The organism is Acinetobacter sp. ABJ_C5_2 (assembly GCF_044538485.1).
GTDB lineage: Bacteria > Pseudomonadota > Gammaproteobacteria > Pseudomonadales > Moraxellaceae > Acinetobacter > Acinetobacter nosocomialis_A.
In genome coordinates this window covers 33500-55966 of record NZ_JBIUCS010000007.1, presented here as the reverse complement: position 1 = coordinate 55966, position 22467 = coordinate 33500, and the positions used below count along the sequence as shown (strand labels likewise).

22 protein-coding genes and 1 pseudogene are annotated in these 22467 nt (G+C 39.2%); 8 read left to right on the top strand and 15 right to left on the bottom strand.

From position 1 onward, the window contains the following. Positions 1-134: 134 nt before the first annotated feature. Positions 135-252 (bottom strand): annotated as a pseudogene (locus tag ACH8JV_RS09830) (hypothetical protein); the annotation flags it as partial. 90 nt (positions 253-342) lie between these two features. Continuing rightward, positions 343-981, bottom strand: a complete 639-nt coding sequence (locus ACH8JV_RS09825) for a LysE family translocator (RefSeq protein WP_396520982.1) — start codon at positions 979-981, stop codon at positions 343-345. 91 nt (positions 982-1072) lie between these two features. On the opposite strand from ACH8JV_RS09825, the gene ACH8JV_RS09820 reads away from it, so the two are divergent. Next, positions 1073-2008: a LysR family transcriptional regulator gene (locus tag ACH8JV_RS09820; RefSeq protein WP_396520980.1), complete on the top strand. Its 936-nt coding sequence runs from the start codon at positions 1073-1075 to the stop codon at positions 2006-2008. Between the two features lie 76 nt (positions 2009-2084). Then, positions 2085-2204 (top strand): hypothetical protein, encoded by a 120-nt coding sequence (locus ACH8JV_RS09815; RefSeq protein ID WP_002114211.1) that lies wholly within the window; start codon positions 2085-2087, stop codon positions 2202-2204. A gap of 43 nt (positions 2205-2247) precedes the next feature. On the opposite strand, the gene ACH8JV_RS09810 is transcribed toward ACH8JV_RS09815, so the two are convergent. The 5 genes from ACH8JV_RS09810 to ACH8JV_RS09790 form a co-directional block, all read right to left on the bottom strand. Beyond that, entirely contained in the window at positions 2248-3114 is an 867-nt protein-coding gene (locus ACH8JV_RS09810) for a cysteine ABC transporter substrate-binding protein (RefSeq protein WP_396520978.1), read from the bottom strand. Positions 3115-3196: 82 nt separating this feature from the next. Then, positions 3197-4057 (bottom strand): transporter substrate-binding domain-containing protein, encoded by an 861-nt coding sequence (locus tag ACH8JV_RS09805; protein ID WP_024438647.1) that lies wholly within the window; start codon positions 4055-4057, stop codon positions 3197-3199. A 30-nt stretch (positions 4058-4087) separates the two neighbouring features. Continuing rightward, positions 4088-4819: an amino acid ABC transporter ATP-binding protein gene (locus ACH8JV_RS09800; RefSeq protein WP_396520975.1), complete on the bottom strand. Its 732-nt coding sequence runs from the start codon at positions 4817-4819 to the stop codon at positions 4088-4090. A 2-nt stretch (positions 4820-4821) separates the two neighbouring features. Then, complete coding sequence (locus tag ACH8JV_RS09795; protein ID WP_000418067.1) at positions 4822-5487, bottom strand: amino acid ABC transporter permease; 666 nt, start codon at positions 5485-5487, stop codon at positions 4822-4824. Further along, positions 5477-6136, bottom strand: coding sequence for an amino acid ABC transporter permease (locus ACH8JV_RS09790; RefSeq protein WP_002114214.1), 660 nt, complete (start codon positions 6134-6136; stop codon positions 5477-5479). Before ACH8JV_RS09790 ends, ACH8JV_RS09795 begins: the two co-directional genes overlap by 11 nt. Positions 6137-6199: 63 nt before the next feature. Here ACH8JV_RS09790 and ACH8JV_RS09785 point away from each other — a divergent pair, with 63 nt between their 5' ends. Next, the gene (locus ACH8JV_RS09785; protein ID WP_206261336.1) at positions 6200-6313 is read left to right on the top strand and encodes a hypothetical protein; all 114 of its coding nucleotides are present in this window, start codon (positions 6200-6202) and stop codon (positions 6311-6313) included. 95 nt (positions 6314-6408) lie between these two features. On the opposite strand, the gene ACH8JV_RS09780 is transcribed toward ACH8JV_RS09785, so the two are convergent. The 3 genes from ACH8JV_RS09780 to ACH8JV_RS09770 all read right to left on the bottom strand — a co-directional run bounded on the left by ACH8JV_RS09780 (position 6409) and on the right by ACH8JV_RS09770 (position 11256). Continuing rightward, positions 6409-6693: a GNAT family N-acetyltransferase gene (locus ACH8JV_RS09780; protein WP_032034655.1), complete on the bottom strand. Its 285-nt coding sequence runs from the start codon at positions 6691-6693 to the stop codon at positions 6409-6411. A gap of 142 nt (positions 6694-6835) precedes the next feature. Next, positions 6836-7795 carry a response regulator transcription factor gene (locus ACH8JV_RS09775; protein WP_017392948.1) on the bottom strand — a complete coding sequence of 320 codons (960 nt, stop codon included), beginning with the start codon at positions 7793-7795 and terminating at the stop codon, positions 6836-6838. Beyond that, positions 7792-11256, bottom strand: coding sequence for an ATP-binding protein (locus tag ACH8JV_RS09770; RefSeq protein WP_396520972.1), 3465 nt, complete (start codon positions 11254-11256; stop codon positions 7792-7794). The genes ACH8JV_RS09775 and ACH8JV_RS09770 overlap by 4 nt, the downstream gene beginning before the upstream one ends. A 195-nt stretch (positions 11257-11451) precedes the next feature. Between ACH8JV_RS09770 and ACH8JV_RS09765 the strand changes: the two genes are divergently transcribed. Then, the gene (locus tag ACH8JV_RS09765) at positions 11452-13068 is read left to right on the top strand and encodes a purine-cytosine permease family protein (protein WP_396520970.1); all 1617 of its coding nucleotides are present in this window, start codon (positions 11452-11454) and stop codon (positions 13066-13068) included. 56 nt (positions 13069-13124) lie between these two features. On the opposite strand, the gene ACH8JV_RS09760 is transcribed toward ACH8JV_RS09765, so the two are convergent. After that, entirely contained in the window at positions 13125-13580 is a 456-nt protein-coding gene (locus tag ACH8JV_RS09760; protein ID WP_000376211.1) for an Lrp/AsnC family transcriptional regulator, read from the bottom strand. 156 nt (positions 13581-13736) lie between these two features. Between ACH8JV_RS09760 and ACH8JV_RS09755 the strand changes: the two genes are divergently transcribed. Beyond that, a complete protein-coding gene (locus ACH8JV_RS09755) occupies positions 13737-14348 on the top strand; it encodes a LysE family translocator (protein WP_199999692.1) in 612 nt (203 codons plus the stop codon). Between the two features lie 70 nt (positions 14349-14418). Here ACH8JV_RS09755 and ACH8JV_RS09750 read toward each other — a convergent pair whose 3' ends face one another. Continuing rightward, entirely contained in the window at positions 14419-15030 is a 612-nt protein-coding gene (locus ACH8JV_RS09750; RefSeq protein WP_024433330.1) for a LexA family transcriptional regulator, read from the bottom strand. Between the two features lie 285 nt (positions 15031-15315). Here ACH8JV_RS09750 and ACH8JV_RS09745 point away from each other — a divergent pair, with 285 nt between their 5' ends. Beyond that, positions 15316-15552 (top strand): hypothetical protein, encoded by a 237-nt coding sequence (locus ACH8JV_RS09745; protein WP_191014963.1) that lies wholly within the window; start codon positions 15316-15318, stop codon positions 15550-15552. Positions 15553-15615: 63 nt separating this feature from the next. Here ACH8JV_RS09745 and ACH8JV_RS09740 read toward each other — a convergent pair whose 3' ends face one another. Then, a complete protein-coding gene (locus tag ACH8JV_RS09740) occupies positions 15616-16830 on the bottom strand; it encodes a KGG domain-containing protein (RefSeq protein WP_396520968.1) in 1215 nt (404 codons plus the stop codon). A 486-nt stretch (positions 16831-17316) separates the two neighbouring features. Here ACH8JV_RS09740 and ACH8JV_RS09735 point away from each other — a divergent pair, with 486 nt between their 5' ends. Next, positions 17317-17727 carry a DUF6367 family protein gene (locus tag ACH8JV_RS09735; protein ID WP_396520966.1) on the top strand — a complete coding sequence of 137 codons (411 nt, stop codon included), beginning with the start codon at positions 17317-17319 and terminating at the stop codon, positions 17725-17727. Between the two features lie 140 nt (positions 17728-17867). Next, positions 17868-18746, top strand: a complete 879-nt coding sequence (locus ACH8JV_RS09730) for an SDR family oxidoreductase (RefSeq protein ID WP_396479473.1) — start codon at positions 17868-17870, stop codon at positions 18744-18746. Positions 18747-18801: 55 nt separating this feature from the next. Here the strand turns inward: ACH8JV_RS09730 and katE are convergent, their stop codons facing one another. Both katE and ACH8JV_RS09720 read right to left on the bottom strand, forming a co-directional pair. After that, positions 18802-20946, bottom strand: coding sequence for a catalase HPII (gene katE, locus ACH8JV_RS09725; RefSeq protein WP_396520964.1), 2145 nt, complete (start codon positions 20944-20946; stop codon positions 18802-18804). A gap of 53 nt (positions 20947-20999) precedes the next feature. Further along, complete coding sequence (locus ACH8JV_RS09720; protein ID WP_396520962.1) at positions 21000-22409, bottom strand: iron-containing redox enzyme family protein; 1410 nt, start codon at positions 22407-22409, stop codon at positions 21000-21002. Between the last annotated feature and the right edge of the window lie 58 nt (positions 22410-22467).

Here is a 22467-nt window from a genome sequence, read left to right as displayed (position 1 = left end):
GTTTAATACCACGCAGGTTGCAGATGATTTTAGCTCGAATTAAGAGTCATCAATAGTTCGGACAAATCAAAGCAGTTATCAGTGCGGAGTCTTGTTATTTAAAATTCGATTTCTAGGTTAGCCTTCGGCTTGAGCTAAGAGTCATCTACAGCCTGCCCATAATTTATAAAAATAATGTTTTCGCAACATTTTCTGATAGATGAAAGCAGTGAACAGGTTCTGTAGATGACAAAGTTTTTTGGTTACTTTTTCCCAAAAAGTAACAGAATTAGCTACGTTCTTCTGATGTATAAACGGTAAGACTCCGTCGTGACAGTCCATCCACTTATAAATAAAACTAACTTAAACAAACAATCCCCAAATCAATCTCAATGCAATCCCAATTAATAAAACTCCCATCACCCTCTCAAAATAAACCCCAAACTCCAAAAATCTTTTACGTACGATAGGCTGAGCAAACAGCACACTCACCACCATAAACCAAATGGCATTAACCATACACATCCAGACCCCATAAAAAACCTGAACTTTCATTGGTGTGGTTGTACTCACAATTGTCGTAAAAATTGCCAGAAAAAAGATAGTGGCTTTTGGGTTTAATGCATTGGTAAGAAAACCCATAGTAAAAGCTTTAAATAAACTTGGCCTATCACCGTTTGCTTGGCCATTAATTTCAATATTAGTATTCGGCTGGCTACGTAAACACTGCCATCCTAAATACACTAAGTAAGCCGCCCCTACTGTTCTGATCAGTGACATAAGCCATTCACTTTGCTGAATCAAAAAGCCAATACCAACCAGTGTATAAAACACATGGACTGAAATTCCGACACCAATACCAATTGCGGTTAGACAACCAATCAAATAGCCATAACGTACACTTTGCCTTACCGTAATCACAAAATCTGGTCCCGGTAAAATCACCGCCATAAAGTGAATAAGAGCTAGCGTTAAAAACTCATGTCCATACAACTGCCACATAACAATTTAGTTTCCTGAAAATCACCTAAAAGATTGTATTGCGATTTTTTAGACGCGATAATCCAATCAAAATCCAAATAACTTTTGCCTCATGAGCACAAATCAAAGTCTGGTTCTGTTAAATGAAATGGCGACCTTCGTTAAGGTTGTCGAATCGGAAAGTTTTTCTGAAACCGCAAGGCAACTCGGAACTACGCCTTCTGCTGTTAGCCGTGCGATTGCTCGATTAGAACGTGCTTTAGGCACCCGCTTACTCTATCGGACTACACGGAAACTTCGTTTAAGTGAAAGTGGACAACAGGTTTATCAACGTTGTTTAGATATGGTGAATGCTGCGCAAGCAGTCATGGAAAGTTCTGCGCAATTTCATGTCGAACCCGAAGGTATTATTCGCATGAGTGTTCCCAAAGCTGTGGGACATTTTATGATTCACCCACATTTACCCGAATTTTTAGAACGCTACCCGAAAATTGATATACAAATGCTTTTAGAAGATCGCTATGTAGATCTCATTGATGATGGAGTCGATTTAGCACTTCGAATTACAGAGCAACCACCCGGTGGCCTTATGGGTCGAAAACTCATTAATATTGATCACTTGGTTTGTGCTACGCCTGAGTATTTGGCCAAGCATGGCATACCGAACCACCCTCATGATTTAAAGCAGCATGAATGTATTTACTTAGGTGAACAAGCCAGTGACTCAAAATGGAAATTTCAGCAAGGAAATAAATCGATAAGTGTTGCCGTGCGTGGTCGTTATGCAGCAAACCATACGGGTGTGCGTTGGAGTGCTGCATTACAGCATTTAGGTATTGCGAGCTTGCCGTACTTCGTTGCACGCCATGCTCTACAACAAGGTACCTTAGTTCAGGTTTTACCAGATTGGTATTTTAAGACCTATTATAGCGGTGGGCTGTGGTTACTCTACCCACCGACACGGCATGTCCCGCCTAAATTGAGTGTGTTGATTCAATATTTGGCAGATAAATTAGCAGCAGAGCCGACTTTATTTAAGTTAAAGTAATATAAAGTCAAAGAATTAGCACGATGGAATCCAACCTTTTAACCTCTAAAGCAATCAGCTAATTCTGTTACTTTTTTTGAAAAAAGTAACCAAAAAACTTTCTCATCTACAGAACCTGACCACTGTTTACATCTATAAAAAATATTGCAAAAACATTATCTTTATAAATTATGGGCAGGCTGTAGATGAATCTTAGCTAGAGCAAAGACTATCTAGAGTTCTAATCGTTATTAGCACGATTATTCAACCAATAAATCTTTTGGATTAATCGTATCGCCATAGACTGGTTTTAACGTTTTTTCATAAGCCTGATGAATCACACCTTCTTTTGCCAGTTTCTCTAAATCTTGGTTCAACCAGTCCAGTAACTCTTTATCGCCTTTTTTCACTGCTGGTGCAATTAAGTCCTGCTCACCTAAATTAGTAATGCCAACAGTGTAATTTGGATTTTCTTTAGCCCAAGCTAAAACCAGCAAGTTATCATGGGCAAGCGCAGCACCACGTCCATCTTTTAAAGCATCAAAAGTTTCAGTGTTTTGTTCATACTTTTGTAGTTTAATTTCAGGATGAGTCTTGGTGAAGAATGAATCAGCCGTTGTACCTTTGTTTACCAACAAAGTTTTATCTTTAAGTTGAGCCGCATCAGTAATCGGATGGCTTTTAGGAGAAACCACACCTAGCGCCACTTTTAGGTAAGGCTTAGCAAAATCGACCACTTCCTTACGTTCTGGTGTAACTGTAAAGTTTGCAAAAATAATATCCACTTTATTGGCTTTTAAGTATTCGACACGGTTCGCCGCTTCAGTTAAAACAAACTCAACTTTGTTTTCATCACCCAACAAGTCTTTAGCGACATGCTTAGCAATTTCTACATCAAAGCCCTGATTTTTACCTTGAGCATCTAAATATCCAAACGGCGGTTTATCACTAAATACGCCAATTCGTACCACGCCATTCTTTTTGATCTGTTCAATACTTGACGTAGTTTGCTTGGTATCTGCCGTTTTTTCAGTAGACTGAGTTCCTTTGTCACATGCAACTAAACCTAAACTCAGTAAAGACGCAGCTAAAATATGCTTCACGTTTTGAAATGTTAATGTTGTCATTATTTCACCCTATCGTTCTTGTAAAAGTCTTATTTAAAATTGCAGCGCCTACTTTTAGACACTGCTCTAGCGATATCGAAAATTATTGGCCTACATCTAAAAACACATTCGGATTGACCGAGTCACCGTAAATTGGCTTCAAGGTTTCATCATAAATTTTCTTAATTTCACCACTTGTTCTAAGCTGCTTAATTTCAGTATTGAGCCAATTCAATAGTTGGGTATTGCCCTTTTTCACTGCTGGCGCAATAAACTCTTGATCACCAATAGACTGTATACCTGCAACATAACTTGGGTTCTTCGCAGCCCATGCCAAAGCATAGGTACTATCTTGTGAAATTGCGTCACCACGACCATCAGTTAAGGCTTTAAAAGCATCCGAGTTTCTTTCAAACTTGAGTAAATTTACTTTTGGATAATGCTTGGTAAAGTAGGTATCTGAACTTGTGCCTTTGTTTACAATTAAGGTTTTACCTTCTAATTGGGCAATGTCGGTAATCGGCTTGGCTTTAGGCGAGACAATACCAAACGCACCTTTTAAATAAGGCTCGGCAAAATCGACAACTTCCTTACGTTCAGGGGTTACTGTAAATGTCGCGAACACCACATCGGCACGATTTGATTTTAAAAACTCCACCCGATTTGAAGCTTCAGTCACAATAAACTCAACTTTCTTTTCATCACCGAGCAAATCTTTAGTCACCCGTTTTGCTAGAGCTACATCGAAGCCCTGATTATTCCCCGCACTATCTACAAAACCAAACGGCGGATCATCGGCAAAAACGGCAACGCGTAGAACCCCATTTTTTTTGACTTGTTCTAAAGAATGGTCTTCTTGAGCATTACTTGCCTGTTCAGTTGATGGCGTTTTACTACATGCAGTTAATAAAACCCCAGCAACGGCAAGACTGCTTAATATTTTTATTGAATTACGTTTAAACATTCACTTCCTCATGATTCAAATAATAAAAATTTAGTACGACAAAATATTTAGAAAGGCTTTCGCTCGTTCTGTTTTCGGCTGTTCAAAAAATTCTTCTGGTGAAGCCTGTTCAATAATCTTGCCCTTATCCATAAAAATAATGCGGTCAGCAACCTTGCGGGCAAAGGACATCTCATGTGTCACAATCAACATGGTCATTCCTTCATTCGCTAACTTAAGTACTACATCGAGCACTTCCCTAACCATTTCTGGGTCAAGCGCAGCGGTAATTTCATCAAGTAAAATGACTTTAGGTTGCATCACGAGTGAACGAACAATGGCGATACGTTGTTTTTGTCCACCTGAAAGTTGTCGTGGATAATCAAGTTTTCGCTCAAACAATCCCACTCGCTTTAGCAATTCATCTGCTACTTGTTCTGCTTCATCGCGGTGGCGTTTTTGTACTTTGAGTGGTCCGAGCAAGATGTTGTCAATGACGTTCATGTGCCCAAACAGCTCATAGTTCTGAAAAACCATGCCAATTTTTTGACGAGCATTAGTCCAGTCCACATCTTTACCAAGCACACCTGAGCCTGTTAAACGGATTTCGCCACCCTGAATCGGTTCTAAGCCGTTAATACAGCGCAATAAGGTACTTTTACCGCAGCCCGATGGACCTAAAATAACAACCACCTCTCCTTGTTCTACATCCAGATCAATGCCCTGTAAAATATGACTTTGTGCAAATGATTTCTGTAATTTTTGTATCGATAACAAAGGCATAATTACTCCCAGACCTTTTCCAAATGTGCCGCCAAACGAGATAAGGGATAGCAAATCAGAAAATACAAAATAAAAATAAAGCCATAAATCCAAAGAGAAGCGCTCGGCACGGTCAACAGCGAGTTTTCAATAATTTGCTGGCCAACTTTAATGACCTCAACCACACCAATAAGCACTGCCAAAGAGCTGGTTTTCACCATTCGGGTAAATAAATTAATCGCACCTGGTGTTACTCGTTTTAGACTTTGCGGAAAAATGACATACACCAAAGCTTGAACATGAGTTAGTCCAAGCGCATAGGCCGAATCGCGTTGATGCTGGTCAATTGAAGTAATGGCTGCACGAACCAAATCGCCCATTTCAGCCGTACCCCATAAAACAAACACAACAACGCACACCCACATTGCTGAAAACTGCCAGTTAAACCATGTCGCAAAGCCGAAATAAAACACAAACAGCAAAACTAAAATTGGAATGATTCGAATGGCTTCTAAATACAGGCGGCACAGTGCTTTAACGACTATGTTTTTAGAAGTCATAATGACGCCGAAAACTGTGCCGAAAATTGCAGAAAAAAACACTGAAATAAATGCAATTTTTGCAGTTGCCCAAAGTCCCCACATTAAACGTTCGAGGTGACTCGCTTGAAATAAATAATCAAGTTCCATGGCTCACCTTCCGACTTCTGTGCTCCAGATAGCTGGTTAAAATAGACACGGGCAATAAAATAATGAGATAGGCCATGATGAGTAAAAACAAAGCTTCTGTGGTTTTATAGTCCATGCCAATTAAGTCTTTGGTGACAAAAAGCAGTTCAACGACAGCAATTGCACTGACCACAGAACTTTCTTTAATTAGAAATAGGCAATTTGCCCCTATTGCCGGAATTGAAATAGCCAGTGCTTGAGGAAAAATGACATATCTAAAAATTTGAATCGGTTGCAGACCAATACTTTTTGCAGAGTCAATCTGCCCTTTAGCAACAGACTGCAAACCTGCTCGGAAGGCTTCAGCCATATAGCTTCCACCTAAAAAGGTCAGTCCGATCACACCACAGGCAAAACCATCGATTTTGATGCCAAGCTTTGGCAAACCGTAATACAAAAAGAACAGTTGAATTAATAAAGGGGTATTTCGAGATAACTCAATATAGAACTGGGCAATTCTATTTAGCACCCGCACGCGATATGTGATTAAAATGCTGCAAATTAGTCCTACAATAATTGCCAAAATAATGCTGATAATTGAGATTTTTAGCGTGGTCAAAGTTGCAGAGAAAAATTGCGGCAAAACACTATGGATATACTGCCAGTTCAAGGAAAATTCCAAAAATAATATTAAAACGTTATAAATATTTAGCTTTCTTCAGCCATTAAATATTTGTGCAACGAGTTTATTTTTTTCCTAATTGGTCTAAAACTATTTTTATTAGATAAGCTTTTCTATAAGTTTGATAAATTCGATCTGGCAATCGAAAACCTTAAAATCAGTTGAAGACAACCGCTTAAAACATATTCACTAAAACAAAGATGAATAAAAAAATCGGACACTAACGCCCGATTCCTATTAAATGATTTTTAATTTATTGCTTACTTTCTAAGTACATCACCAATGCTTGGGTCTTTATCAAAAACCGATTTAGCATATGGGCAAAGCGGAATTACTTTTATGTCTTTTTCACGAACAAAAGCCACCAAAGCATCAAGTAATTGGCGACCTACACCTTGTCCCCGATAATTTTCATTTACATCTGTAGCGTCAATAATCAGCATGCCTTCGCCTGCCCATGTATAAGTCATTTCACCCGCAACGGTTTCACCATCAAGTAAGCTAAAGCTGCCGTGTTTTGCATCATCTTTTTGTTGAATATTCACAATGAATTCCTCGTATTATGGCTCAAATTTATTTAAAAATGACTTTATATATCTTTATCTATAAGAACAAATTTAAGTGTAAAAAAATAGACTATTTTTAGCAGCGAGTCTGTATGCTTTTTAAATACAATCTTCAATTTACTTAATGAAACTCTTGTACCAAGCTATTAATGTGTGCAACAGCAGCAGTTCGGTTTTCAACGCAAAGTTTTTCAAAAACATGCTCTAAATGTTTGTTCACCGTCCGTGGGCTAAGCTCCAAAATTTCTGCAATATCCTTATTGGTTTTCCCCAACAACAACCAGTGCATGACTTCTGCCTCACGTTGAGTCAACTGTGGGCAATATTTCAAAATATCAGCCATTTCCAAAGCTGGTGTAGAAGTTTTTATCTGGATAAGATAATTTTTAGCCACACTTGGCTCGGTCTCCCACGGCGTGAGCAATAAAAGCTGTAATTGCTGAGATGGTGTTGAATAAGAACAGCTGGTTAATTTTTTGGGGTCTTTTTCTTGCTCTAAGTCTGAAAACCAAGCTTTTAAACCTGCCTCAAAACCCTCTAATTCAGGTAAATATTGATTCAGTAAATCGCTGGCTTTTTGAGTTTTCCACACAATTTTACCGTGAACATCTAGCGCGAGAATGGCTGTTTCCGTTGCATCAATCACCTGTTTTTGTTGTTGCAATAATTTGGCATGTGCCAAATGTGTTTTTACCCTTGCTAATACTTCTTCAATATTTAAGGGCTTGGTTACATAGTCCACTCCACCGACCTGAAAACCACGCACAATATGCTCTGTCTCAGACAAACCTGTCATAAAAATGACGGGAATAAACTGCGTAATTGGGCTCGCTTTAAGCTGTATACAACTTTCAAAACCATCCATATGTGGCATATTGCCATCGAGTAAAATCATATCCGGTAAGCATCGGTGTGCAATTTCAATAGCACTTAATCCATCCGTTGTAACAAGCACGCGATAACCTGCCTGATCCAGACTTTCATGTAACAAGCCCAAATTTTCCGGCACATCATCCACAATCAGGATAACAGCCTGCTCGTTTGGCGAAGCTTGCTGAAAAGAAACATGTTGCGTACTCATTGCTTATCCTGAATCAATCGTTGTGCGTGTTTTAAATCAAACTTTCGAATAGCCTGTTCCAGCTGTTCCCATAACTCATCATACTCCGGAAAATTTTGCCGGCATTGCATTAAAGTCTGTTGAATTCCTCGAATATAACCCTGTCCAATTAAATCATTTAACTGTTGTAAGCTTTGCGGTAAATCAAGCAGATCATTATTTTCTGGTTGTGTAATTGATGTATGAACAGCAGCTTGCTCCTGCTTAAACACCTTTACATCAAGTGCTTTAACTTCATTATTTTCAAGGAATGTCTCTGATTTGGAATCAATCCAAACTAAGCCTAACTTATCTCCAATTTTACTGAGCAACAAATTCAGATCGATTGGTTTTAGCATAAAGTCTTCACTTAAGACTGCATCTTGTGGATTGACTTCACGCTCACCCGCATTGGCGGAAATAATTAAGATCGGCACATTGGTAATATTATTCTGACGCAATAATCGCGCTGTTTCCCACCCGCCCATCAAAGGCATATTTAAATCCATCAAAATCAGGTTAGGTTGAAAAATAGGTACACGTCTTAAACAGTCAATGCCCGACTCGGCTTCTTCAATCATAAATCCTAACGGTTTTAGAAAATTAGCAACCAAACCTCGGTCCACCGCTTCATTATCGACAACCAAAATTCGTTTTCGTTCGCCTTGATAACCAGTAATCTGGTTGGAGTAAACATTAGAAATTGGATGAACCACTTCTTTTGAAGGTAAATAAAACTTAATCTTAAACTGTGAACCCTGATTGAGCTGACTGGTCACAGATAGCTGGCCACCGAGTAAATCGACCAACAATTTTACAATGGGTAGTCCGAGTCCTGTTCCGGTAAATCCGCCTTGCACGACATTGCTGCCCCGTTCAAACGGGTTAAAGATTCGCTCTAAATCTGCCTCGGCAATACCACAGCCCGTATCTCTAATTTCAAAATAAGCCGTTTGAAAACGGTACTCGACTTTTAAAGTAATTGTGCCGCTCGTCGTAAACTTTAAAGCATTACCCAATAAATTGATGAGCACTTGCTCTAAGCGTTTTTTGTCGGTACGAACATAGTGCGGTAGGTTCTCTCCAATTTCATAAACAAACTGTAAATTCTTCTGTTCAAACTGTGTCTGAAACATTTGAATAATCTGTTCTATAAAATTAGGGAAATGAACATCTACTACATTTAAAGAAATTTTACCTGTTTCAATGCGTGCTAAATCCAGTAAACCATCAATCAGTGAAGTTAGATGCTGCCCACTACGGCTAATTACCCCGAGCGCCATTTTGCCTTGTTCTGAAAGCTGCTCTTGTTTTTGAAGCAATTGGCTATAGCCCAAAATACTATTTAGAGGTGTTCGTAATTCGTGGCTAATACCAATGACATAACGGCTTTTTGCATCATTAGCCCGTTCTGCTGAAATTCTGGCGTCTTGTAAGTCTTTTGAAGTGACTTCATGGGCAGCAATTTCATCAATCAATAATGCTGTTTGTTGATGTGTTTCGATTTCAGCATTACGACGGCTTTCATCGTTTAACACTAACCACCATGCAGCAACACTCATTAATAAAAATAAAATGGTGTAAATTTTAACAAATAGCGTAAATAACTGAGGAACGGCTGCTGCATCAATGGTTTCTAAATAGGTTTTTTCTTGGATATAAACCAGACTCAAACTTACTGCCAAAACGATCGACAGCCCTAAAGTCAGTAATAAATACAAACTGACCCGACTATTTAAACGGCTGGCCCATCGTTCTGGTAAATAGTGCCAAATGGCTTTTTTGAGTTGTACTGACCAACGTGCATCAGGTTTACATAAGTCATGACAGCGTGCTTCAAGTGAACAGCATAAAGAGCAAATCGTACCGTTATATGCTGGACAGCCAGCCATATCAGCAAGTTCATAGTCCCTTTCACATACCACACAGTTAGCAACCGAAGTCGCCTGAATTTTTTCAGGTTGGCGTGCAATGTAATATTTGCCTTTGGTTAAGTAAGCAATAACAGGCACACATAACACCGCACTCCCCAAAGCAATAAAACTCGCCAATCCTTTTGCCATGAGTCCGAAAAAGCACAAATAACTGAGCATCGATAACACAGAGGCAATCAGTAAAGCACCCACACCTACGGGGTTAATGTCATATAAATAAGCACGGCGAAATTCAATTCCCTTTGGACTTAAACCTAAAGGTTTACAGATAATTAAATCGGCAACAACGGCACCAATCCATGCCAAAGCGATATTGCTATATAGCCCCAAAATGCGTTCAACAGCATGGCTAATTCCCATTTCCATCAAAACAATGGCAATAAAAACGTTAAAAAGTAGCCAGACAATTCGCCCCGGATGGCTATGAGTTAAGCGCGCAAAAAAGTTAGACCATGCCAATGAGCCAGCGTAGGCATTGGTCATATTAATTTTAATTTGCGCCAAGCAAACCAGTGCTAAAGTTAATATTAAAGCAAGCTGAGGGTTTGGAATAAATTGCTGATAGGCAACCCAATACAGATAAGTCGGATTGTCCAGTTCAGAGACAGGAATAAACAGCTGAAAAGCCAATACCATTAGCAGCATGCCCATCAATACTTTTAGAAATCCAAAAATAATCCAAGATGGACCACCTAAGAAAACAGCAAAACGCCATGCGGTTCTGTTCTTTTCTTTTTGCGGTAAGAAACGTAAATAGTCGGCCTGTTCACCAATTTGGATCACAAATGAAAAAATAAGAGTGCACGCCGCACCAAAGTAATACAGATTAAAATCGGTCGAGTTTGAAACCGCACCAACAAAATGCAGGCTACTACTTAAAATTTGTGGCTGTTTCCAAAGTACAAAAAACCACGGTAATAATAGTAATAAGAGCCAGATTGGCTGAGTGATTGCCTGAACTTTATTAATAAAACCAATACCTTTGACCACCAAAGGTAAAATCACTAATGCAGAAATTAAGTAACCAACAACTTGTGGAATGCCTAAAGCCAGCTCAAGTGCCATCGCCATAATTGCGGCTTCAAACGCAAGCAAAATAAAGGTAAAGCTGGCATAAATCAGAGAGGTAATGGTCGAGCCAATGTAGCCAAAACCTGCACCACGAGTAAGCAAATCGACGTCTACATTATATTTTGCAGCGTAGTAACTAATCGGCCAACTGGTTAAGAATATGATGGTACATACGACAATTGCTGCCCATAACGCATTGCTAAAGCCATACTGCCAAAGCATGGTTGCCCCAATGGCTTCCATAGCCAAAAAGCTAACGGTTGAAATTGCGGTATTGGTCACGGTCCAAGGTGACCATTTACGTACAGAGGTAGGTGCATAGCGAAGCGCATAATCTTCGATACTTTCATCGGCCACCCAAATATTATATTCACGGCGTGTTTTGATCACACGTTGTGGCGCTTGTTGGGGGCGTGAAGAATCTGGCATAACACTCATGTTTTGGATAGGGCTGTATTAAACCCAGCAATCCTTATGCCAAAAGTCAGTTATCATGGCGATTTTCTCTAATACGCACATATACGCAAAATAACGTATTTTCAATTTTTCCCAAAAATCACACACTCAAATCCATCAAAAAACAATGATCAATATTTGTGTTGATTGACCGAAAATGATTGGGAGGTTGATGTTATGAGTGTATCTGAACATCCAAATCTGGACACTGTGCAAGGTACAGATTCACAAAAAGCAGTGAATGAAACCTTAGAAGATTATACTTTACGTTATGCTCCACACAGCTTTCGGCGCTGGAGTCCCAAAGTTGTCGCTATTACTGCACTTGGTGGTATTGCCTATCTTGCTGACTTTTCTATTGGTGCCAGTATTGGTATGTCTTACGGAACAACCAATGCTGTTTTCTCCATTTTATTTGCAGCGATTATTATCTTCTTAACTGGCATTCCTTTAGCCTACTACGCAGCGCGCTATAACATCGACCTTGACTTGATTACCCGCGGCGCAGGCTTCGGTTACATCGGTTCGGTTCTTACTAGTATCATTTTCGCCAGTTTCACATTTATTTTCTTTGCCCTTGAAGGCTCAATCATGGCACAAGGGTTATTGCTTGGTTTAGGCATTCCGCTTTGGGCTGGTTACCTCATCTCAACCGTTATGGTCATTCCACTCGTCATTTACGGCATGAAAGCCTTGAGTAAATTACAAGTCTGGACTACCCCACTTTGGCTCGTTCTGATGATTGGTCCTGTGGCCTATTTGATTTATCAAGAGCCTACTTTAGTCAGCCAATTTGCAACTTTTACTGGTAACGAAGGTTTCGCACCTGTAGATATGGCAGCGATCATGCTTGGTGCGGGTATTTGTTTATCATTAATCATGCAAATTGGTGAGCAAATTGATTACTTACGTTTCATGCCTGCTAAAACAAAAGAAAATAGCAAAGCATGGTGGGCTGCAGTTATTTCAGCGGGTCCAGGCTGGGTGATTTTGGGGGCGATTAAACAAATTATTGGGGCATTTTTAGGTTTCTATTTACTCACTAAAATACCGGGCGTAAACAGCACTGAACCTGTTCAACAGTTTAATGCGGCGTTTCATGACATGCTTCCGGGCTGGGCGGCTTTAACACTTGCGGTTATTTTGGTGGTTATTTCTCAAATTAAAATTAATGTGACCAATGCTTACTCTGGTTCCCTTGCATGGACAAGTGCCTACACACGTATTAGCAAACATTATCCGGGTCGTATTGTCTTTGTGATGGTGAACTTGGCAATTGCGCTTGCTTTGATGGAAGGCAATATGTTTGCGGTATTGGGTAAAATCTTAGGATTCTATTCAAACTTTGCGATTGCATGGGTTGTGGTTGTCGCAACAGACATTTCAATCAACAAATATGTTTTAAAACTTTCACCGAAAGAACCAGAATATCGCCGTGACATGCTATACAACGTGAACCCTGTCGGTATGGTTGCATTCCTTGTATCAGCAGGCTTATCAATTGCAGCATTCTTCGGTTTACTTGGTAGCTTCTTGGCGCCTTACTCTCCGCTTATCGCGCTTGTACTTGCTTTTGTATTAACACCAATCATGGGTTTATTAACCAAAGGAAAATACTACATCAAGTCACACGATGACGGCATTAAAGAACCACGTTACGATGCTGAAGGTACACCAGTTGCAACGGTTTACCACTGCCGCGTATGTGAGCAAGGTTATGAGCGTCCAGATATTATGTTCTCTCACAAACATAACGGCACGATCTGTTCTTTGTGTAAAACACTCGATGCTTAAATATTCGTAAACTAAAAAAGAAGCTTTAAAGCTTCTTTTTTTATATCTGATGATTCTTAGCCAATCGGAAATAAACGTTCAGGCACTACATCTTTCATCACAATGGTTGAGATGAGTCGTTGCACACTTGGGATAGCAGATAATTTTTCATCATACAAACGCTGAAAAGCCGGTAAATCTTTAGCCACCACATGCAACAAGTAATCTGGCTCACCAAACAAACGCTGAGCCTGAATAATTTGCGGGATGTCTATCACTGCATTTTCAAACTTCTCGACGGCCTGTTTATCACCTTCTTTAAGCGTAATAAAAACAATCGCTGAAAATTCAAAACCGACTAAATTCGGATCGAGTTCTGCCCGATAGCCTTTGATAGCTCCCGACTCTTCTAAAGCCTTCACTCGTCTGTGACAAGGTGAAATGCTCAAACCGACTTTTTCTGCCAATTCAGTGATAGATAATCGGCCATTTAATTGCAATTCAGCAAGAATCTTTTTATCTGTGCGATCCATTTAGAAAAATTTACCCCAAATGAGTGTGATATGAGCAAACATTTAAAAGCACATTCTAAATATATGAGCATATTATTTTCAACAAGCTCGAATAAATAGGGATTTTTTCTAAACCACGAGCGAAACCTTTGGAAAATAGTTTGCCGAGATAAGCATATGGCTTTTAACATTTTTATTGCATTTTGGAGTGTCTCCATTCTTTTTATTATTACGCCAGGGGCAGACTGGGCCTATGCCATTTCGGCAGGCATTAAAGGCAAAGTCGTTGTACCAGCTGTTGCAGGTATGCTATTTGGGCACTTTATTACGATTTTATTGGTAGCGGCTGGTGTTGGGCTGCTTGTAGCAAATAATCCAACTGCACTCATGATCCTAACAATTGCAGGTTCTGCTTATTTGCTATGGATGGGAATAAACTTATTACTTGTCCCTCCAACTCCGAACGAGTCTGGTTCTGAAAAAGCTCAGTCATGGTTAAGCTGGGCAACTAAAGGCGTTTATGTAAGTGGATTAAACCCGAAGGTTTTTTTACTCTTTTTAGCGCTGCTTCCTCAATTTATTGACACTACTGCTTCATGGTCAGTGACAACACAAATTCTTGCCTTTGGTATTGTTCACATGATTAGCTGCGCAATTATTTACCTAATGGTGGGTTATGGTTCAGAAGCTATTTTGAAAACCAGACCTCAAGCAGCTCAATTAGTTGGCCGTTTTTCGGGTGGCTTGATGGTTGTTATCGCAACATGTTTATTGATTGGGCAAATTTAAAAGTCATTCAACAAAAGTTACTGGCCTCCATTTCAGGTCAGTAACTTAAATAGTAAAATATAAGAAAAATTTATCTCATTCGTTTGAGGTTATAAGTCACCACTCCCCAAATCACCAGTTCTTGCCCCTCTTCAATATAAATATTTTGATAATCAGGGTTTTCTGCTTTCAGCCACACTTTAGGCGGCTTAAATTGACTATCAATCATTAAGCGCTTCACAGTGAAATCATTGTCGATGAGTGCAATCACAATATCACCCGATTTAGCAGGAATGCTACGGTCTACAATAAGCGGGTCATTAATATCAATTCCAGCGTCTAGCATGGATAAAGAATTGGCTTTGACAATAAAGGTGGCATTTTCATTTCTAATTAAATATTCATTTAAATCGAGTGCTTGCTCTATATCATCTTGCGCAGGCGAAGGAAAACCTGCAGCCACACGTTCTGTTGCTAAAGGAATCTGATAAATTTTATCGTTGTTTGGATGCACCTGCTGTATTTTTAGTTTTGAGGTGAAATCTGTCTGGTTATCGGTTTTGACATTATTCAGTAACCAATTTTTGATAAAGTTAACTTGAGACTCAGGAACACGAATCACTTTGGTGGGTTCATTGAACTGTGCTTTACGGCCGGCATTTTCCCGCGCACCGCCATGCTCGAATTCTTTTTTCTTTGGCATACCGCCTCCATCTCACCGTTCAAATCCTACACAAACAATGTAACTTGAAAAAGTTACATTTTCAAGTTGACGAAATATTTTTTTTGCATAACAATAAATTTCATGATCAGATTTTAATCCATTTTACTTTTAACAGGGATGCTAAAACGAAAATGGCAATTTGAAGAGAATCAAAACCCATTGTGAAATAGTCCTTATTACTGACTGTTTTGATTTTTATCAAATGAAATTCTGAACACTTAAATATGAGTTAGATTCAGTTTTTTTGGTATGGAGACATGCGAAATGAAAAATCAACGTGATGCAGTTTTAGGTTATGCAAATGAACAACATGCTTATTTTATCCGTCTTATTGAAAATGATGCGGTATTAGGCGAAAGCTACGGAATTTTCTGTGAAAATCCGGAAAGTGAAGCAGCCGAAAGTATTATGACGACACTATTTTTAAAGAAATCTTTTTGGATAAATGGCTCAGAATTTACAGATATTGTAAAAGGCTTACAGCCTCTTACTCATTCATAAGTTTATAAAAATTATAAAAATAAAGGAGGCATAATGCCTCCTTTATTCTCAAAAACTGTCTGCTTAAGACGTAAAGCGTCCATACGCATCGCGTTTTTGATTACGAGAGTTTTGTCCACGACCATCTGAACGGCCACGGCGATCATCGTCGTCATCGTCATCATAACGGCTACGACCACGACCTCGGCCACCTGAACGACCGCGATCATCATCTTCATCGTCGTCATCACGGCTGCGACCACGGCCTCGGCCACTTGAACGGCCACGATCATCATCTTCGTCATCGTCATAACGACTGCGACCTCGGCCTCGGCCACTTGAACGGCCACCGCGATCATCATCCTCATCGTCGTCATCACGACGGCTGCGGCCACGACCTCGGCCACCTGAACGGCTGCCACGATCATCATCTTCGTCGTCGTCATAACGGCTACGGCCACGGCCTCGGCCACCTGAACGACCGCGATCATCATCTTCATCGTCGTCATCACGACTGCGACCACGGCCTCGGCCACTTGAACGGCCGCCACGATCATCATCTTCGTCGTCATCATAACGGCTACGGCCACGGCCTCGACCACCTGAACGGCCGCGATCATCTTCATCGTCGTCATCACGACTGCGACCACGGCCTCGGCCACCTGAACGGCCACGATCATCATCTTCGTCGTCATCATAACGGCTACGACCTCGGCCACCTGAACGGCCGCCGCGATCATCATCTTCATCGTCGTCATCACGGCTGCGACCACGACCTCGGCCACCTGAACGACCGCGATCATCATCTTCGTCGTCATCATAACGGCTACTGCCACGGCCTCGACCACCTGAACGACCGCGATCATCATCTTCATCGTCGTCATCACGACTGCGACCACGACCTCGGCCACTTGAACGGCCACCACGATCATCATCTTCATCGTCATCATAACGGCTGCGGCTACGGCCTCGACCACCTGAACGACCGCGGTCATCATCTTCGTCGTCGTCATAACGGCTGCGACCACGACCATTACGATCATCATTTTTATGACTTAAAGCACCAGCTTCACGAGCCTCTTCTGAGGTAAATTCATGTGCGTTACCACTGGCATGTGCAGCTCGTCCAGCTTCACGAGCTTCTTCTGAAGTAAATTCATGTGCATTGCCACTTGCATGCGCAGCACGCCCACCTTTACTGGCTATTTCTCTGACTCTTTCAGGATCCATACTTGCAAATCCACGATTTGAAGTACCTGAACTATTGTTATCTTGATCTTCATATCTAGTATTAGCCATAGTTATATCTTCCTATATTAAAATTATAGTCGCTACCGCTTTTACTTAACGGATAAATTTAAGATAAGAGATTTAGAATATTTTTATACCGATGCTATGTTTCAATCTTTTTAAATGTATATAAATTAAAATAGAGATAAATACACTAAGATGATTATTTAAATAAAGATTTTATCAATTAAAATATTTATAAATTATTATGCACTTTTACCTTTTAAATACTCATCATACTTATTATTACTCAAACCTACATAACAATATATTTTTACAAATGCATTTAAAAATCCATTTTAAATAACATAAACTTTCAGAATGTACAAATCAATAAAAAACAAAAACATCTTCTCTCTTGAAGAAACAAATCAAAAATAAAATTAAAATTATTTAAAAACAATAACATAAATGATTACTCTTCTAAAAACAATTCACTTGAGCGAACAAAATCAAGATTTAAAATTAATATATAATATTTATGGGAAATGAATCATGCCATTAACTCAAACACAGCCAACGCTACAATATATTCATATTTCTGTACCTGAAATTTTACTTGGTAATATACGGATTAAAAACTCTTGGCAGAATTATAACCAAGAATGGAGCTACAGATTAGACCCGCCTCATGCAAGTCACCCTTTCCAAAGAGACTTATATATTATTAAATCAAAAGATATTGAAAAAGAAGACATAAAAAAGCTAGTAGATAAAGTAGCTTCCAAAAATAATAAAAATAAATATAATTTAAAGACAATAGTAGAAGCAGAAACCTTAATAAAAGAAATTTTAGATTTATCTAATTATATACCTATAGAGAATTGGTTAAATGACACAGGCAACCGATCTATTATTGAAAGTATGATTGATAAAAATAAGATTAAATTATTAGATATTACTTAATAAACTCTCAATGTTATATTTTTTTACATCCTTATATATAAAATAACAAAGTCAACTTTTTAAAAAAGACTATTTACTCATATTCACGTGCAGATTAATCACTATAGAGGGACTGAAATTTAAATAGAGGTAGTCTAAACATGGAAAATACAACAAATGAGTATCCATCTGCAGTTCCTGCACAAGTTCAACCTCATCAACCAGGTGATCAGGAGAAGATGCATCCTGAACCAGAAATTATTAAAGCATCGCATAAAGGTAGTGAGAAACTAAAAGGTAAAGTTGCTGTCATTAGTGGTGGTGATAGTGGTATAGGCCGTTCCGTTGCCGTGTTGTTTGCTCGTGAAGGTGCCGATGTTGCTGTACTGTATCTTGAAGAAGATCAAGATGCCGAAATCACCAAACAGCTCGTTGAAAAGGAAGGACAACATTGTCTTTTATTAAAAGGTGATATTTCCGATGCAGACCTTGCCAAACAAAATATTGATAAGGTTTTACAGCACTTCGGTAAAATTAATATCTTAGTAAATAATGCTGGTGTTCAATATCAGCAAAAAGAAATTGAAAGTATTAGTAATGAGCAATTAGAAAAGACATTTAAAACAAATATTTTTGCCATGTTTTATTTAACCAAAGAAGCGATTCCTTATATGGAAGAAGGCGACAGTATTATTAACACCACCAGTATTACTAGCTATCAAGGTCATGATGAGCTCATTGATTATGCAAGTACTAAAGGTGCGATCACCTCTTTTACTCGTAGCTTATCGAACAATTTAATGAAACAGAAAAAAGGGATTCGTGTAAATGGTGTTGCGCCAGGGCCAATTTGGACTCCTCTCATTCCAAGTAGTTTCGATGCAGAAACCGTCGAAAAATTTGGTAAAGATACCCCAATGGGTCGAATGGGCCAGCCAAGTGAAGTCGCCCCTGCTTACCTTTTCCTTGCCTCAGACGATGCAAGTTATATTACGGGTCAGGTTATTCATGTAAACGGTGGACAAATCGTTAATGGCTAAGCACTAACATGATTTGAAAAAGCCCTGAAAGCTTCAACTTTCAGGGCTTTTTTATTTAAGCCGGTACGTGTGCGGCTATTTGTTCTCGTGACCAAACACGATGAGCTTTTATCAGATTTTTAAATTTTTCCGCAATATGCTGGAACTCATCTTCTATTAAAGTTCCTTCATCGGCAACCAAACCAAGTGGCTCAAGCAAATCAGATTTATTACCTAAAAATGCAATTGGTTTTAAATGCTTATAAGCTTCGAGTACATAATGGCGTGCTACCCCATCTTGCATTACTGCATTTAAATTATCGCCATCTGGAACAATTACAGCATCATAAGCAATTGAAGGTTCAGCCATTTGCATACCATCAGCTACAATAATATTGTCTTTATGGTCTTTTACTGGAGCCAAGCTCGGCGCTAGTAAATGAACAACCACACCTTCTTTAATCGCCCAATTTTTAATAGCTTCAAGTGTATCTGACTTCACAAGATTATGAATAAGTACAGCAACTTTTCTACCTTGAATATCCTCAGGTGGGAAAGCTAAAAGAGATAACTTGGCAGATTTTTCAACTGCTGTTTTCTTATAGTTTAAGGTTAAGTCAGGCACTTCAATACCTAGGTTCGCACCGACTTGACGTGCCAAATCGAGGTCAATATTTGCCAAAATTTGTTGAACTTGGCGCTCACGAATATGTTTTCTTTGAACTTTACTTAACTCAAAAGTATAGGCATCGACCACGTGCTTTTGCTCATGCGGTGCAAGGCTTTTGTAATAAAGTCGAGGCTGTGAAAAATAGTCAGAGAACGTCTCACTTCTTTGACGGAGTTTATGTCCGCTGATTTTTTCAGGATAACTTTCAAAACCACCATTTGAAGCCGCTGGTGGAGTTTCGACTGGCCAATTTCCATCAATTGAATTTGGTTGATATGAGGCTTGGCCTTTATGAATAGTATGTTGATGAATGCCATCACGTTGATTGTTATGGAATGGACACACTGGTTTGTTAATCGGAATTTGGTGGAAGTTTGGTCCACCTAAACGGCTTAATTGGGTATCTGTGTATGAAAATAAACGTGCTTGTAAAAGTGGGTCATCTGTAAAATCGATACCAGGTACTACATGGCCCGGACAGAAAGCCACCTGCTCTGTTTCAGCAAAGAAGTTATCGACATTTCTATTTAAAACAAATCGGCCAATTGGCGTAACAGGAACTAATTCTTCAGGAATAATTTTGGTTGGGTCCAATAAATCGAAGTCAAAGTTCATTTCATCTTCTTCTTCGACAATCTGCACGCCGAGTTCCCATTCTGGATAAAAACCTTGCTCAATTGCTTCATAAAGATCACGACGGTGGAAATCAGGGTCTTTACCTGCAAGTTTCTGAGCTTCATCCCATACCAATGCACTCAAACCTTGTTTTGGTGTCCAGTGAAATTTTACGAAATGTGATTTACCTTCAGCATTAATTAAACGGAACGTATGTACACCAAAACCTTGGATTGAACGAAAATTACGAGGAATCGCACGATCTGACATTGCCCAAATCACTGCATGTGCAGACTCAGGAACTAAAGACACAAAATCCCAGAAAGTATCATGCGCAGTTGCACCCGTCGGGATTTCTGTATCGGGTTCAGGTTTTACTGCATGCACAAAGTCTGGAAACTTAATACCGTCTTGCACAAAAAAGACAGGTGCGTTATTTCCCACTAAGTCAAAGTTACCTTCTTGGGTATAAAACTTAATTGCAAAACCACGAATATCACGGACAGTGTCGGCTGAACCACGTGGTCCTTGCACTGTTGAAAAACGTACAAAAATAGGCGTCTGAATAGTTGGGTCTGTTAAAAAACCAGCTTTGGTTAAACGTTCATTTCCTTCATATGCCTGAAAATAACCATGTGCCCCTACACCACGTGCATGCACAATACGCTCAGGTATACGCTCATGGTCAAAGTGGGTGATTTTTTCTCTTAAAATGAAATCTTCCAATAAAGTTGAGCCACGAATACCCGCTCTTAAGCTATTTTGGTTATCCGCTATTTTAACTCCCTGATTGGTGGTTAATGCCTCATTGGTTGCATCATCTCTTACGGTGTCTAACTGTTCAGTTTTCTGGGTAGTATTGGCTTTATTTGCTGCATCGGCGCCAGCCATTTCACTTGTTTTATTAGTTAATTTAGTTTTGTCGTTCATGTCCATTACCTATGTTTTGAAAGTTAAACTTGGGGTTGAAGTTGAAAACGTTTATCAAACTAGTTTTTAAACGTACCTAAATAAGGAAAAAGAAGTTCTACGTATTTACGAGTACTCCAAAGACCAATACTTTTATGATGAGAATCGGGGGCTAGAAATGGGGTAAGTTTGCATATTTTTATTGCAAGATCGCTTGATTGCAGCACGCGCTCTTGCAGTGCATCAAGCTCGCCATCAGAGATATAACTAAATAAATAGTCCTGAATACGCTGGCTATTCTTAAGTTCCCTGCTGTATGCCAAGAAGTTAGAAGAATGATCACTACCAGCAATCCAGTCATGAATAATTTGGCGCTCTACAGGGTTAAACACCCCAAACATTTTTCCATTTTCTTCATTAATCATTCGCCAGAACACGCTCTGTTCAGGGTCGGTATTAAACTTAATCCATTTCTGTTCAGTTAAATGAGTGATCAAACCTGCAATATCATCAGGGTTTGATAGCCACTGATTAATGGTTTTGCAGCCAAACTGTCTGGTTTCGTTATGAATTAGCTGCCCGACAAGTGCTTTTCTTTTCAAAATTTTATGAACAAAGTCTTCAAGACTTAAATTCTTGATAATATTTGAGGAAGATTCACCACGGTTATTCAAGGCAAAACCTTGTTTTAACTTGTTAAAGAAAAGCTCTTTATCTCTGTATTTGTTGTAAATATCTTCAATAACTTTAATGGCTTTATGGGCATGGCCATTGTCAATGTTATCAATGGTGATATGTAGATTAAAATATTTAGAATCAATGCCTAATTCGGCAAGCTCATAATTTGAAATTAAAAGATGCAGTGGAAGCTGTTCATATCCTAAATTAAAACCAACCATCTCAGGAATAAACTCAGGTGGTGCATACCCTAGTGCTAGCTGAACGACTGCTTGATGATAGTATTCGTCTTCTAAAAGCAAATCGAAACTGTCGAGTCCAAGACTACGTAAAAGATCATCATAAATACAGACATGGTTCGCTTTCGGTTCACCTAAACCAAGTTCTTCCAAATAAATAATAATGAGCTCATGAAAGACTGGATCATTCCAATAATGCACTGAGCTATATAACCATGCACCATCGACCTTTTTAGTCGGCGATACTTTTATGAGAAATTCAAACGCCTGAGCAACATTCTGAAAATACTCTCTATCTTGACCAGCTTGCCTACGGTTTAAATATGCCTGAAATTCCTGACAATTTTTTTTATTATCGTTCTCACACCATGTTTTAATCGAATTGATATCTGAAGGAAAATCTATTTCCTTCATCTCTAATTTTTCAATCTCTTTAATCAGAAAATCTCTTGCCTTTTTCTCTTTCTCAAAACTCGAAACATCAGGATCAAGGAAAAAAACGAATAATTCATAATAATTTTGTTGATTATCTTGTAATAAGTCTAATAATCTTTTTTTCACTACAACAGGCATTTTCATTCTCCGTTTGTGAGATATCAATTACCATACGTCACCCGAACTATAATCAAGT

Bases quoted from the DNA above. Each gene is read 5' to 3' on its own strand.
- ACH8JV_RS09820 (WP_396520980.1), top strand. From the start codon at position 1,073: ATGAGCACAAATCAAAGTCTGGTTCTGTTAAATGAAATGGCGACCTTC.
- ACH8JV_RS09795 (WP_000418067.1), bottom strand. From the start codon at position 5,487: ATGGAACTTGATTATTTATTTCAAGCGAGTCACCTCGAACGTTTAATG.
- ACH8JV_RS09720 (WP_396520962.1), bottom strand. From the start codon at position 22,409: ATGCCTGTTGTAGTGAAAAAAAGATTATTAGACTTATTACAAGATAAT.
- ACH8JV_RS09825 (WP_396520982.1), bottom strand. From the start codon at position 981: ATGTGGCAGTTGTATGGACATGAGTTTTTAACGCTAGCTCTTATTCAC.
- ACH8JV_RS09805 (WP_024438647.1), bottom strand. From the start codon at position 4,057: ATGTTTAAACGTAATTCAATAAAAATATTAAGCAGTCTTGCCGTTGCT.
- ACH8JV_RS09735 (WP_396520966.1), top strand. From the start codon at position 17,317: ATGCCATTAACTCAAACACAGCCAACGCTACAATATATTCATATTTCT.
- ACH8JV_RS09740 (WP_396520968.1), bottom strand. From the start codon at position 16,830: ATGGCTAATACTAGATATGAAGATCAAGATAACAATAGTTCAGGTACT.
- ACH8JV_RS09745 (WP_191014963.1), top strand. From the start codon at position 15,316: ATGAAAAATCAACGTGATGCAGTTTTAGGTTATGCAAATGAACAACAT.
- ACH8JV_RS09810 (WP_396520978.1), bottom strand. From the start codon at position 3,114: ATGACAACATTAACATTTCAAAACGTGAAGCATATTTTAGCTGCGTCT.
- ACH8JV_RS09760 (WP_000376211.1), bottom strand. From the start codon at position 13,580: ATGGATCGCACAGATAAAAAGATTCTTGCTGAATTGCAATTAAATGGC.
- katE (WP_396520964.1), bottom strand. From the start codon at position 20,946: ATGGACATGAACGACAAAACTAAATTAACTAATAAAACAAGTGAAATG.
- ACH8JV_RS09775 (WP_017392948.1), bottom strand. From the start codon at position 7,795: ATGAGTACGCAACATGTTTCTTTTCAGCAAGCTTCGCCAAACGAGCAG.
- ACH8JV_RS09765 (WP_396520970.1), top strand. From the start codon at position 11,452: ATGAGTGTATCTGAACATCCAAATCTGGACACTGTGCAAGGTACAGAT.
- ACH8JV_RS09755 (WP_199999692.1), top strand. From the start codon at position 13,737: ATGGCTTTTAACATTTTTATTGCATTTTGGAGTGTCTCCATTCTTTTT.
- ACH8JV_RS09750 (WP_024433330.1), bottom strand. From the start codon at position 15,030: ATGCCAAAGAAAAAAGAATTCGAGCATGGCGGTGCGCGGGAAAATGCC.
- ACH8JV_RS09730 (WP_396479473.1), top strand. From the start codon at position 17,868: ATGGAAAATACAACAAATGAGTATCCATCTGCAGTTCCTGCACAAGTT.
- ACH8JV_RS09800 (WP_396520975.1), bottom strand. From the start codon at position 4,819: ATGCCTTTGTTATCGATACAAAAATTACAGAAATCATTTGCACAAAGT.
- ACH8JV_RS09770 (WP_396520972.1), bottom strand. From the start codon at position 11,256: ATGAGTGTTATGCCAGATTCTTCACGCCCCCAACAAGCGCCACAACGT.